Here is a 12,135-nt window from a genome sequence, read left to right as displayed (position 1 = left end):
AGCGTCGTGTTCGCGCTCCCTTTCTTTCGCCGTGACCTGCCGGCGCTGAAGGGCAACCTCGTTACGCTGCGCGTTCCATTCACCAATGACTACCGTGAATGGTCGACGTTGCGCGGCGAAAGCCGGGCATTCCTGGAGCCGTGGGAGCCGCGCTGGACGCCCGACGAACTCGACCGCACGGCATGGCGCCTGCGCATCTCCCGCTACCGCGAGGACTATGCGCAAGGCACCGCGATCGCCTTCTTCATCTTCGAGAAGTCGAGCGGCAAGCTGGCAGGCGGAATCACGCTCGGCAACATACGCCACGGTGTCTCGCAAAGCGGCCATGTCGGCTACTGGATCGGCGAGCGCTTCGGCGGCCGCGGGCTGATGACCGACGCGGTCAAGGTCGTGGCCCGCTTTGCCTTCGATACGCTGAGGTTGCACCGCATCGAAGCGGCCTGTATTCCCGACAATATCCGGTCGGTCCGCGTGCTTGAAAAAGCCGGATTCCGGCGCGAAGGACTCTTAAGATCCTATCTCAGGATCAACGGCATCTGGCAGGACCACTACCTCTACGCCCGGATCGCGGACGATCCGCCGAGCGCTGGAACGAAGGACTGATTTTTGACGAATTTCCTGCGCAACGGGCCGCTGTTCGCCTTTGTCCTCGCGGCAATCCTGACGCTGTGCGCGGCATCGTCGGCCTTTGCCGTCGAACCGATCAAGATCGCCCGCGACGACGTCGCGCTCGACCTGTCGCGCGCCTTCGAGATCTACCGCAACCAGGGTGAGAACTTCCAGGTGTCGACGGCGCCCGGGCCAGACGGCATCGTGCGGCGCATCGAGGTCGAGGCCAATGACGCGCGCTCGACCGGTGACTGGGCGGTGTTCGCGCTGGCCAACACCACCGACCAGCAGCTCGACAGGCTGATCGTGGCGCCGCATTTCCGACTGGTGAATTCCGGCATCTTCTGGCCCGATCTTGGCGCCACCCGCATTGCCGCCATCACGCCCAGCGAGGGCTTCGCGCTCGACCGCCAGACCAGCCCCGACGCCGATGTGTTCCGGGTGACGCTGAACCCGGGAACGGTGATCACCTTCATCGCCGAGCTCGCCTCGCCCAAGCTGCCGCAGGTGTATCTCTGGGAGCCGGAAGCCTACAAGGACTCGGTCAACTCCTATACGCTGTTTCGCGGCATCGTCATCGGCATCGCCGGTCTGCTGGCACTGTTCCTGACCATCCTTTTCGTGGTCAAGGGAACCTCCATGTTCCCGGCGACCGCAGCCCTTGCCTGGGCGGTGCTTGCCTATATCTGCGTCGATTTCGGCTTCCTCAACAAGGTCATCGAGATTTCGCCCGGCAATGAGCAGATGTGGCGAGCTGGTACGGAGGTGGCGCTTGCCGCGACCTTCGTGGTGTTCCTGTTCGCTTATCTCAACCTCAACCGATGGCACGGCCATTTCAGCTACGGCGCCCTGGTCTGGATCCTTGGGCTGCTCCTGATCGCCGGTGTCGCCATAGTCGATCCGGCGGTCGCCGCCGGCATCGCCCGTATCTCCTTTGCCGCCACCGCGTTGACCGGGCTCGGGCTGATCATCTTCCTCGGGATTCGCGGCTATGATCGTGCGATCATGCTGGTGCCCAGTTGGGTCATGGTTCTGTTGTGGCTATGCGGGTCGTGGATGGCGATCACCGGCATGCTCGACAACGACATCGCCCAGCCGGCGCTCGGCGGCGGGCTGATCCTGATCATCCTGCTGATCGGCTTCACCGTCATGCAACATGCCTTTGCCGGCGGCGCGCTGCATCAGGGGCTGTTCTCCGACCTCGAACGCCAGGCGCTGGCGGTTGCCGGTTCGGGCGACACGGTGTGGGACTGGGACGTCCTGCGCGACCGCGTGGTCACCAAGCCCGATGTCAGCATCCAGCTCGGCCTGGCGCCCAACAGCCTGGGGGGTGCGGCGCGCAACTGGCTGCCGGTGCTGCATGCCGACGACCGCGACACGTTCCGCACGACGCTCGACGTGGTGCTGGAGCATCGCCGTGGCCGGGTGGCGCAGAATTTCCGCCTGCGTGGCGCCGACGGGCATTACCACTGGTTCGCCCTCCGCGCGCGCCCCGTCATCGGATCGGACGGCGAGGTCATACGCTGCGTCGGCACCATGGTCGACGTCACCGAGCAGAAGAAGTCCGAGGAGCGGCTGCTGCACGACGCCGTGCACGACAACCTGACCGGCCTGCCGAACCGCGAATTGTTCATGAACCGGCTGGAAGCGATCATCTCGATCGCACGCACCGAAGAGAAGGTACGTCCGACCGTCTTCGTCATCGACATAGACCGCTTCAAGCAGGTCAATGACGGGCTCGGCATCTCGGCCGGTGACACCATCCTGCTCACCATAGCGCGCCGCCTGCACCGGCTCCTGAAGCCGAAGGATTCGCTGTCGCGCTTCGCCGGCGATCAGTTCGCGCTGATGCTTTTGTCCGAACAGGACCCTGCCCGCATCGCCGGCGTGGCGGATGCCATCAAGCACGCGATTAACAACCCGATCACCTTTGCCAAGCGCGAGATCGTGCTGACCGCCTCGATCGGCCTGATCACCTGGACCTCGGCGCAGACCTCGGCCGAAGACATGGTCAAGGACGCCGAGCTTGCCATGCACCAGGCCAAGCGTTTTGGCGGCGACAGGATCGAGCCGTTCCGCCCGGCTTTCCGCACCGTCGGCACCGACCGGCTGCAGTTCGAATCCGATTTGCGGCGCGCCATCGAGCGGCGCGAATTCACGCTTGCCTACCAGCCGATCGTGCGCCTGGAAGATGGCAGCGTTGCCGGCTTCGAAGCCTTGCTGCGCTGGGATCATCCGCGTCGCGGCATGATCCCGCCGGCGGACTTCATCCCGGTCGCCGAAAGCTGCGGGCTGATCGTGCAGCTTGGGCTGTTCGCCATGCAGCAGGCGGCCGAGGATCTCGCTGGATGGCAGAAGCAGATCGGCGATGCGCCGCTGTCGGTCTCGGTCAACTTGTCCAGCCGTCAGCTCATCCGCCGCGACCTGGTCAGTGATGTCCGCTCGGTCATCGCGCGGGCCAATCTGAAGCCGCGCTGCTTCCGGCTGGAACTCACCGAGTCCCTTGTCATGGATAATCCCGAGCAGACCGCCCATGTGCTGACCAAGCTGAAGCAACTCGGCATCGGGCTGTCGCTGGACGATTTCGGCACCGGCTATTCCTCGCTTGCCTATCTGACGCGGTTCCCGTTCGACACCATCAAGATCGACAAGAGTTTCGTCGACGACAACACGCCCAAGCGCGCTGTGCTGCTCAAATCCATGGTCAACATGGCGCATGAGCTCGGCCTGTCGGTGGTCGCCGAGGGCATATCGGACGAGCGCGACGCGCTGGAACTGCGTCAGATGGGTTGCGAATACGTCCAAAGCTTCATGTTCGGCGCCCCGATGCCGGGCGACCAGGTGCTGAAGACGTTGAAGGAACAATATCCGCTGACGCAGGCGTGATGCGTCCACGCTTCGGCAGCTTCAGGCGTGACCGGCGGCGAGGCTAAGATGCGCCAGATCGATGCCGATCGAGGCGAGGATGCGATCGTATTTGCGCTCGATATCGGCGTCGAACAGAAGCCCGGGGCTGGCCGGGCAGGTCAGCCAGCCATTCTCGGCGATCTCAGTTTCCAGTTGGCCGGCGCCCCAGCCCGAATAGCCCAGTGCCATCAGCGCATGGCGCGGGCCGCGGCCCGACGATATGGCGCGCAAGATGTCGACCGTCGCCGTCAGGCAGATATCGTCGGAAACGGTCAGCGACGATTCCACGCGATAGTCGCCGGAATGCAGCACGAAGCCCCGGCTGCGATCGACAGGGCCGCCATTGCGCACGACGAAATCGCGCGCCTGCGCCGGCAGGCGGATCGCCTCCTGCTCGTTCATGATGCCGAGTTGCACGAGAAGGTCCGGAAACAGCATCTGCTGTGTCTGGTTGATGATCAGGCCCATCGCGCCTTCATCGCTGTGCGCGCAGATGTAGATGACCGAGCGCGTGAAACGGTCGTCCTTCATGCCGGGCATGGCAATCAGGAACTGATCGTCGAGAAAGCCGCGTCCAGCGGCCGTCTTCTTGTGGCGCAACAAATCCATGGCAGGGAGGGTACCGTGTTTCCCGGGCGCCGAAAAGATGTGCCGCGCCGGATTCGACCAAAGCCCATGTTGCCGGTGGGCCTTGCTTGCCACCGGGGGTCACGCAAATATGATGCCGGCAAGGCCATGAAATCATTGCACCGCCACGAACGGACGATCAAATCACCGCCATGCAAAGCTTGAAAATCCTGGTGCTCGGCACCGCCATCGGATTGGTGACCGTCCTCCCCGCCTCCGCTTCCTCATCCGCCTGGTACAACAGCGAAGGCGGCAAGGTGCGGCTGGTGACATCAGGCAAACCGGACGAGGCCGGCCGCATCCAGGGCGTGCTCGACATAGCGCTCAAGCCCGGCTGGAAGACCTATTGGCGCGATCCAGGCGACGCCGGCGTGCCGCCGCAACTCGACATTTCAGCCAGCACCAATATCGCCAATGCCGCCCTCTCGTTTCCGGCGCCCCAGCGCCACGACGATGGTTATGGCAAATGGGCCGGCTACAATTATCCGGTTTCGCTGCCCGTGACGTTCACGCTGGCGACCCCGAACCAACCGGCGGTCATCGACGCAGATATATTTCTCGGCATTTGTGAAACGATCTGCATCCCGGTGCAGACGCGGCTGACCGTCGACCCCACTTCCGATCCCGACAATGCCGACGACGCAGCATTGGTGAAGGCGAGTTTCACGGCTTTGCCGGCGCAGGCAAGGCCTGATTTCGGCATCAACGTGCTGCCGGGCGACCACGAGACGCTGGTTGTCGAGGCAAGCTTTCCCGGTGACCCGGAGGCGGCGGATTTCTTCGTCGCCGGTGAGCGGGACTACATGTTCGGCGCCCCCTCCCGCAGCGAGAAGGATGGCAAGCTGATCTTCACCGTACCGATCCTCGACCGTCCTTCGACAACGCCCACGGATGGCGGGCTTCATTACACACTGACGAGTTCGGCGGGTGCGGTCGAAGGACTGCTGCCTTTCCCTTGATGCCTCGATGGTTGCAGGAAGCCGCCGAGTTCGCTACGCAAGCACGCACTCTTCCCATTCCCCAAGCGAGGAACTCATGACCATTTCCGTTGGCGACAAGCTGCCCGAGGCGACTTTCAAGACAATGACCGCCGATGGCGCCAAGGCGATCACGTCAGCCGAGATTTTCCCGGGCAAGAAGGTGGTTCTGTTCGGTGTTCCCGGCGCCTTCACGCCGACCTGCAGCAACAACCATCTGCCCGGCTATCTCGAAAACCATGACGCCATCCTGGCGCGTGGCGTCGACACCATCGCAGTCGTTTCGGTCAACGACGTTCATGTCATGGGCGCCTGGGCCCGTTTCACCGGCGGTGAGGGCAAGATCCTGTTCCTCGCCGACGGCAACGGCGATTTCGCCAAGGCGGTCGGCCTCGATGCCGATTATTCCGGTGGCGGCATGGGCCTGCGCTCGAAGCGGTTTTCGATGGTCGTCGACGACGGCAAGGTGACCGCGGTCAATGTCGAGACCAAGCCCGGCGTCGACGAGTCCGGCGCGGCTCACATTCTCGGACAGCTCTGAACTTTTACGATTGCATCGGGCGAGGCCGCGACGGCTGGCCTCGCCCGAACCGCTTGCACTCCAGAGCTGCCGATTTTTCGGGGGTCCCAACAATGTTTGACGTCTTCTGGCGCGTTATCGCGATCGGCGTCGGCGCCACGGCGCTGATGGATCTCTGGGCCATTTTCCTGCACAAGGCGTTCGGCCAGCCACGGCCAAACTGGGGACCGGTCGGGCGCTGGGTCTGGCATCTCGGTGACAAGGTCTTTCACGATGATATCGGCGATGCAGCGCCCTACGCGCACGAAGTGGCGTTGGGCTGGGCCTTTCACTATTTCGTCGGCATCGTCTACGGCATCATCCTGGTGGTGGTGGCTGGTGCCGGCTGGCTTGCCGCGCCGACCTTCCTGCCGGCCTTCATCCTCGGCATCGTCACCGTCGGTGCCGGCTGGTTTCTGCTGGCGCCCGGCATGGGAGCGGGATGGGCAGCGTCGAAACGACCCAATCCCATGCGGATCCGGGCGCTCAACTTGGTTTCGCACACAGTGTTCGCGCTCGGGCTTTGGAGCACCGCGCTGCTGATCCGCTGAGGCTTCAGGGCTGTTCCAGCCTGTCGATCGGCCGCCATCCGTGGATGACGTGACGCGCGCCGATATCGTAGGCAAAATAGTTGCCGCCGCCGGCCGGCTGATCCGCGTCGCGGCTGATTTCCCGCCCGCCGAGGGAGAGAAGGAGGAGCGTTCCCACGCCTCCATGGCCCACAATAGCAATGTCGCCAGCGTCATGCGTGCCGAGCACGGCGCGGACCTCGCTCACGATACGATGTTGCGCATCCATTGCCCGCTCCCACCCGCGAACGCTTTTGCGCGGATTGGCGAAGAACTCGTCGGCGACCGCTTCGAACTCCAGCGGCGGCAGGAAGCCTGTCGCCGACCGGTCATTCTCATGCGTCCGTTCCCTCACATCGACGGCAAGGCCGACATGGCTTGCGAGGATCTCAGCGGTTTCTATCGCCTTGCGTTCAGCGGAAGATACGATGCGCCGGATCGATCCGACCCACGGTTGATCAAGCATGGCAACGGCTCTCGCCCAGCCGACGTCCGATAGACCCCATTCCGGCACGGGAACGGTGGCATCGACCTGAACCTGGGGATGCGTCACATAGTAGAGGATCGGCATGGTCGAGAGGTTACTACCTGAGCACGGAGCAGTTGCCGGAAATCAATAGCTCTGTGTCGAACGACGCGCTTTCGTGGCCGGCGGCTGTCTTGCCTGGACATCCGGCTTCGGCCCCACCGGCTTGAAGGAGCCTTTCTTGAACGGCGCCATGCCTTCCCTGGCCAACTCGTCGGCGCGTTCGTTCTCGGTATGACCGTCATGGCCCTTGACCCAGTTCCAGGTGACCTTGTGGCGCCGGTTGGCTTCGTCGAGCGCCTGCCACAGTTCACCGTTCTTGACCGGCTTCTTGTCGGCGGTCTTCCAGCCGTTCTTCTTCCAGCCATGGATCCATTTGGAAATGCCGTCCATGACATATTTGCTGTCGGTGTGAAGCTCGACCGTGCAAGGCTCCTTCAGCGCATTGAGCGCCGAGATGGCGGCCAGCAACTCCATGCGGTTGTTGGTCGTCTCGGCCTCGCCGCCCGAAAGTTCCTTGGTGGTGCCGTTGAAGCGCAAGATCGCACCCCAGCCGCCAGGGCCGGGATTGCCCGAACAGGCGCCGTCGGTGAAGATTTCAACCTGTTTGCTCATGATACCCCGTATTCGGCCAATCCATATTCCGAAGCAGATTTGATTGCCCGATGGAACCGCATCCGTCTGATGTACTCGGTCGGATCGCGCTTCATGACCAGGCCACCATCGGGAACGGTGAGCCAGTCGTAGAGCCGGGTCAACATGAAGCGCAGGGCCGAGCCGCGAGCCAGGATCGGAAGGGCTGCCTTTTCCTGATCGCTCAGGGGCCGCACGCTCTGATAGCCGGCGAGCAGCGCCTTGCCCTTCGTGAGATTGAAGGAAAAATCCTTCTCGAAGCACCAGGCGTTGAGGCAGGTGGCGACGTCGTAAGCGTAGAGGTCGTTGCAGGCGAAATAGAAGTCGATCAGGCCGGAGAGCTTTTCGCCGAGGAAAAACACATTGTCCGGGAAAAGATCGGCATGGATGATGCCTTCGGGGAGACCCTTTGGCCAGTTCCGCTCGAAATCGGCGAAGTCGGCATCGACTTCGGCCGCCAGGCCCGGCTCAACCTCGTCGGCCCGGCCGCGGGCTGCGGTCCACAGCTTGCGCCAGCCTTCGATGGCGAGCGCGTTGGGACGGGTCATCGAGAAATCGGCGCCGGCCAGGTGCAGGGCGGCCAGCGCCTTGCCGACTTCGGCGCAATGCGTCGCTGTCGGCCGTCGCAGCGAAAGCCCTTCGAGGAAGGTGATGATGACCGCCGGACGGCCGGCGAGTGTGCCGATGACGCTGCCGTCATGCGCTGTCACCGGCAGCGGGCAGGACACGCCCTTGTTGGCGAGATGGCCCATCAGCCCAAGGAAGAACGGCAGGTCCGCCTTCTCGACGCGCTTCTCATAGAGCGTCAGGATGTAGGAGCCGGTGGAGGTGTGCAGCAGGAAGTTCGAATTCTCGGTGCCTTCGGCGATGCCCTTGTAGGACAGGAGATCGCCGACCGGGTAGTGCTTCAGGAAAGCGCCGAGTTCGCCCTCCGCAACATCGGTGTAGACCGCCATGTGCCTTACGCGGCTCCATTGACGAAGGCCATGTCGGCCGGCGTCAGTTCGACATCGCGCAGTACCCGCATGACCGGAAAATCCTCTGTTTCGGTGGCCGTGATGGCCAGGTCGATCGTCACATCGAAGCGCTGGCGGAACGCGTCGATGATCTCGTCGACGATGATCTCCGGCGCCGATGCACCCGCCGACAGGCCAAGGGTCGAAATGTTGCCGATCTCATTCCACGGAATCTCGGCGGCGCGCTGCACGAGAAGCGACATCGTGGCGCCGGCACGCTCCGCGACCTCGACAAGGCGGCGCGAATTGGAGGAATTCGGGGCGCCGACGATCAGGTAGAGATCAGCCCCCGGCGCGGTGTCCTTGACCGCTTCCTGGCGATTGGTGGTGGCATAGCAGATCGATTCCGCCGCGGGCGCCTGAAGGTCGGGAAAACGGTCCCGCAGCGCACGGATGATGCCGGCGGTGTCCTCGACCGAAAGCGTGGTTTGGGTGACGAAGCCAAGCGCCTTCGGATCGGTCGGCACAAGCCTGGCCGCATCGGCCTCGGTCTCGATCAGCGTGACCGCGCCCCCGGGCAATTGCCCCATCGTGCCGATCACCTCTGGGTGTCCGGCATGGCCGATCAACAGTACATGGCGGCCAAGCCGCTGATGGCGCATCGCCTGTTTGTGGACTTTCGAGACCAGCGGACAGGTGGCGTCCAGATAGAACAGGTTGCGCGCCTGCGCGTCCGCCGGCACCGATTTGGGCACGCCGTGCGCCGAGAAGACGACCGGCGACTGCCGATGCTCGGGCGGGATTTCGGAAAGCTCCTCGATGAAGACGGCGCCAAGGCTCTGCAGTCCTTCGACGACGTAGCGGTTGTGCACGATCTCGTGGCGGACATAGACCGGCGCGCCATATTTCTTCAGCGCCAGCACGACGATCTGGATGGCACGGTCGACGCCGGCGCAGAAACCGCGAGGCTGGCAGAGCCGTATCGTCAGAGGAGGCTTGGCGATTGTCTGAAGCATTGAATCCTGGCCGGTTCGTCACCGCCGAAATGAGGTGCCTACCCCTGTTCTGTCAAGAGCGGGCCCTGTCAAGGGCATCTGTAGAAAAGGGGGCATCGGTAGAAAGGGGGCATCGGCAGAAAGGGGCGGCGGTGGAAAGGCGGCTCGCGCGTTCATTCCTCTTTCGCGGGACGGCGAAGCCGCAGGATGAGCACGGCTGCGAGTGCCGCGGCAAGCCCATACCAGGTGACAGCATATTGCAGGTGGCTGTTCGGCAGGTCGATGATGGTGACGCCTCCGATCGGCAGACCACCGGGATTCGGCGTCTTGTCCGCGTCGATGAAGATCGGCACCAGCGTGAACCCGGCCGGCAGGCCGGCGCTCGCCGCCATGACGTCGCGGTCCTTCCAATAGAAAATGTTCTTCGCCACGTCATTGTCGGGAAGCATCATCGACGGTTTCGCCGGCAGCGGATTGCGAGCGAGCCCGGTGATCGTGACCCTGCCCGTCACCTGCCCCTTGGCGCGCTTGGCTGCATCCTTGAGGTCGTAGGGGATGAAGCCGCGATTGACCAACACGAAGCGCCCGTCGTCGAGGGCCAACGGCGTGTAGACGTTGAAGCCGGCGTCACCTTCCCAGGTCGTGTAGAAATGGCGCTCGCCCGAATGCAGGAATGTGCCGGAGACCGTGACCGGCGTGTAGTCGACGTCGCCGGTCGAGGCGAATTCCTTCTCGACCTCGGCCAGCGGCACTGGCGCCGAGTGGGTGCGTCGATCGATGGTCTGCAGAAGGCCTTCTTTCCAGTGCAGGCGCTGGACCTGCCAGGTGCCGAGCGCCAGAAGGATCAAAAGCAGCAGCAGGCCAAGGCCGAGCAGCAACGCCGATCGCGGCCGCGAACGGCCACGATCCTTGACGGAGGCCTCGCTCATTCGCCGTGGTCCAGCCGGCCTTCGGCCGCTTTGTTGGCGTATTGCAGGGTGAGCAGCACACCCTTGATCAGCCGCAGCGCCGTCAGGCACAGCACCAGGGCCAGCGGAATCCATATCAGCAGATGAAGCCAGAGCGGCGGGCTCAGCGTCACTTCGACCCAGAGAGCCAGGCCGACGATGATGAAGCCGATGATCAGGATGACGAAGACCGCCGGCCCGTCGCCCGCGTCGGCGAAGGAATAATCCAGGCCGCAATTGATGCAGCGCTTGCCGACGGTGAGGAACCCGGAAAATAACCGCCCCTCGCCGCAGCGTGGGCAGCGGCCATGCAGGCCGGCCGAAATCGGATCGATCGGAGGCCAGATCGCTTTGTCGTCATTCATGGTTATTTCTCGATCTCGATCGGTGTCCCATCGGTCACCATTGCCCAGATTTCGTCCATGTCGGAATCCGTAACGGCAATGCAGCCATCGGTCCAGTCGACCAATTGAAGCAGCCAGCCCCACCAGCCGAAGCCATTCGGCTGGCCATGGATCATGATCATGCCGCCGGCATCGGCATTGCGCGCCTTCGCGGCCGCCAGATCGTCGGCATTGGGATAGGAGATGTGGATCGACTTGTGCGCGATGCTGTCGGGGTTGCGCCAATCGAGAATATAGCGGCCCTCGGGCGTACGCTGATCGCCCTCCTGGCGTTTGTGGCCGAAGGGATTTCCACCGAGCGCGATGCCGTAGCTGCGCAGGACCTTGCCGTCACCGACCAGTTCGAGCCGCCGTTCCGCCTTGCGGACACGCACCAGATCGACCTTCTCAGCCGCAAGAACCGGGAATGCCAAGAGAATGAATGCGCAAATCGCCCAGGAAACTGTCCGCCGCATCGGCAACCGATCGGCGATCATTGCGCCGAAAAGAAGAAGGCGGCCCGTCGCCCTGGCCGCCTTCCAGAAATCCAAATGCTGAACGCCCGGATCAGTGGCCTTCGATCACCGCGCCGACCGATCCCCAGACGTAGATCGATGCAAACAGGAACAGCCAGACCACGTCGACGAAGTGCCAGTACCAGGCAGCAGCCTCGAAGCCGAAATGCTGCTTGGGGGTGAAGTCGCCCTTCATCGCCCGGATCAGGCAGACCAGCAGGAAGATGGTGCCGATGATGACATGGAAGCCGTGGAAGCCGGTCGCCATGAAGAAGGTCGCGCCGTAGATGGAATCCTTGAAGCCGAACGGAGCGTGCATGTACTCGTAGGCCTGCACCATGGTGAACAGCATGCCCAGGCCGACGGTCAGCACCAGGCCGTTGATCAGCCCCTTGCGATCGCCATGGATGAGCGAATGATGCGCCCAGGTGACCGTGGTGCCGGACAGGAGCAGGATAACAGTGTTATAGAGCGGCAGGTGGAAGGGATCGAGAACCTCCATGCCCTTGGGCGGCCAGACGCCACCAGTAAATGCCTTGCGCGCGTAGTTCTGTGCCTCTCCGGCAAAAAGGCTGGCATCGAAATAGGCCCAGAACCAGGCAACAAAGAACATCACCTCCGAGGCGATGAACATGATCATGCCATAGCGCAGATGCAGCGACACGACCCGCGTATGATGGCCCTCATGCGCTTCCTTGATCGTATCCGACCACCAGGCGAACATCGTGTAGAGCACGATCACCAGGCCGATGAAGAACAGCCACGGGTTGGCGATGTTGAAGCCGAATATCGGAAAAGAGCCGCCCTTCAGGTACTCCATGAGGCAGACACCGCCGAAGGCCATGACGAGCGCCCCGATCGAGCCCAGGAAGGGCCATGGGCTCGGGTCGACGAGATGATAGTCGTGATGTTTTGCGTGCGCGTCTGCCATA

At 63.1% G+C, this 12,135-nt stretch carries 14 protein-coding genes; 5 read left to right on the top strand and 9 right to left on the bottom strand.

Annotated elements, in window-relative coordinates:
- Positions 1–6: 6 nt before the first annotated feature.
- Both AC07SZ_RS00675 and AC07SZ_RS00670 read left to right on the top strand, forming a co-directional pair.
- Positions 7–603 carry a GNAT family N-acetyltransferase gene (locus AC07SZ_RS00675; RefSeq protein WP_056563916.1) on the top strand — a complete coding sequence of 199 codons (597 nt, stop codon included), beginning with the start codon at positions 7–9 and terminating at the stop codon, positions 601–603.
- A 3-nt stretch (positions 604–606) separates the two neighbouring features.
- The gene (locus AC07SZ_RS00670; RefSeq protein WP_056563918.1) at positions 607–3,495 is read left to right on the top strand and encodes an EAL domain-containing protein; all 2,889 of its coding nucleotides are present in this window, start codon (positions 607–609) and stop codon (positions 3,493–3,495) included.
- 21 nt (positions 3,496–3,516) lie between these two features.
- Here the strand turns inward: AC07SZ_RS00670 and AC07SZ_RS00665 are convergent, their stop codons facing one another.
- Complete coding sequence (locus AC07SZ_RS00665; protein ID WP_056563921.1) at positions 3,517–4,125, bottom strand: YqgE/AlgH family protein; 609 nt, start codon at positions 4,123–4,125, stop codon at positions 3,517–3,519.
- Positions 4,126–4,295: 170 nt separating this feature from the next.
- On the opposite strand from AC07SZ_RS00665, the gene AC07SZ_RS00660 reads away from it, so the two are divergent.
- From AC07SZ_RS00660 to AC07SZ_RS00650, 3 genes are all read left to right on the top strand, one after another.
- Positions 4,296–5,102, top strand: coding sequence for a protein-disulfide reductase DsbD domain-containing protein (locus tag AC07SZ_RS00660; protein ID WP_494912987.1), 807 nt, complete (start codon positions 4,296–4,298; stop codon positions 5,100–5,102).
- 76 nt (positions 5,103–5,178) lie between these two features.
- Entirely contained in the window at positions 5,179–5,661 is a 483-nt protein-coding gene (locus AC07SZ_RS00655; RefSeq protein WP_056563927.1) for a peroxiredoxin, read from the top strand.
- Between the two features lie 92 nt (positions 5,662–5,753).
- The gene (locus AC07SZ_RS00650) at positions 5,754–6,230 is read left to right on the top strand and encodes a DUF2938 domain-containing protein (RefSeq protein ID WP_056563930.1); all 477 of its coding nucleotides are present in this window, start codon (positions 5,754–5,756) and stop codon (positions 6,228–6,230) included.
- A gap of 4 nt (positions 6,231–6,234) precedes the next feature.
- Here AC07SZ_RS00650 and AC07SZ_RS00645 read toward each other — a convergent pair whose 3' ends face one another.
- The 8 genes from AC07SZ_RS00645 to AC07SZ_RS00610 form a co-directional block, all read right to left on the bottom strand.
- Positions 6,235–6,819 carry a histidine phosphatase family protein gene (locus tag AC07SZ_RS00645; RefSeq protein WP_494912986.1) on the bottom strand — a complete coding sequence of 195 codons (585 nt, stop codon included), beginning with the start codon at positions 6,817–6,819 and terminating at the stop codon, positions 6,235–6,237.
- A 42-nt stretch (positions 6,820–6,861) separates the two neighbouring features.
- Positions 6,862–7,389, bottom strand: a complete 528-nt coding sequence (rnhA, locus tag AC07SZ_RS00640) for a ribonuclease HI (protein ID WP_056563937.1) — start codon at positions 7,387–7,389, stop codon at positions 6,862–6,864.
- Positions 7,386–8,363: a homoserine kinase gene (locus AC07SZ_RS00635; RefSeq protein WP_056563942.1), complete on the bottom strand. Its 978-nt coding sequence runs from the start codon at positions 8,361–8,363 to the stop codon at positions 7,386–7,388. Before AC07SZ_RS00635 ends, rnhA begins: the two co-directional genes overlap by 4 nt.
- 5 nt (positions 8,364–8,368) lie before the next feature.
- Positions 8,369–9,379 carry a 4-hydroxy-3-methylbut-2-enyl diphosphate reductase gene (ispH, locus tag AC07SZ_RS00630; protein WP_494912985.1) on the bottom strand — a complete coding sequence of 337 codons (1,011 nt, stop codon included), beginning with the start codon at positions 9,377–9,379 and terminating at the stop codon, positions 8,369–8,371.
- A gap of 152 nt (positions 9,380–9,531) precedes the next feature.
- A complete protein-coding gene (locus AC07SZ_RS00625) occupies positions 9,532–10,287 on the bottom strand; it encodes an SURF1 family protein (RefSeq protein WP_494912984.1) in 756 nt (251 codons plus the stop codon).
- A complete protein-coding gene (locus AC07SZ_RS00620; protein ID WP_056563950.1) occupies positions 10,284–10,670 on the bottom strand; it encodes a DUF983 domain-containing protein in 387 nt (128 codons plus the stop codon). The genes AC07SZ_RS00625 and AC07SZ_RS00620 overlap by 4 nt, the downstream gene beginning before the upstream one ends.
- Positions 10,671–10,672: 2 nt before the next feature.
- Positions 10,673–11,164, bottom strand: coding sequence for a L,D-transpeptidase family protein (locus tag AC07SZ_RS00615; RefSeq protein ID WP_494912983.1), 492 nt, complete (start codon positions 11,162–11,164; stop codon positions 10,673–10,675).
- Positions 11,165–11,255: 91 nt separating this feature from the next.
- Complete coding sequence (locus AC07SZ_RS00610) at positions 11,256–12,134, bottom strand: cytochrome c oxidase subunit 3 (protein ID WP_056563953.1); 879 nt, start codon at positions 12,132–12,134, stop codon at positions 11,256–11,258.
- Position 12,135: the final 1 nt, after the last annotated feature.

This window comes from Mesorhizobium sp. GW821-FHT07A06 (assembly GCF_059419085.1).
This window is presented reverse-complemented; position numbering and strand designations above follow the sequence as displayed.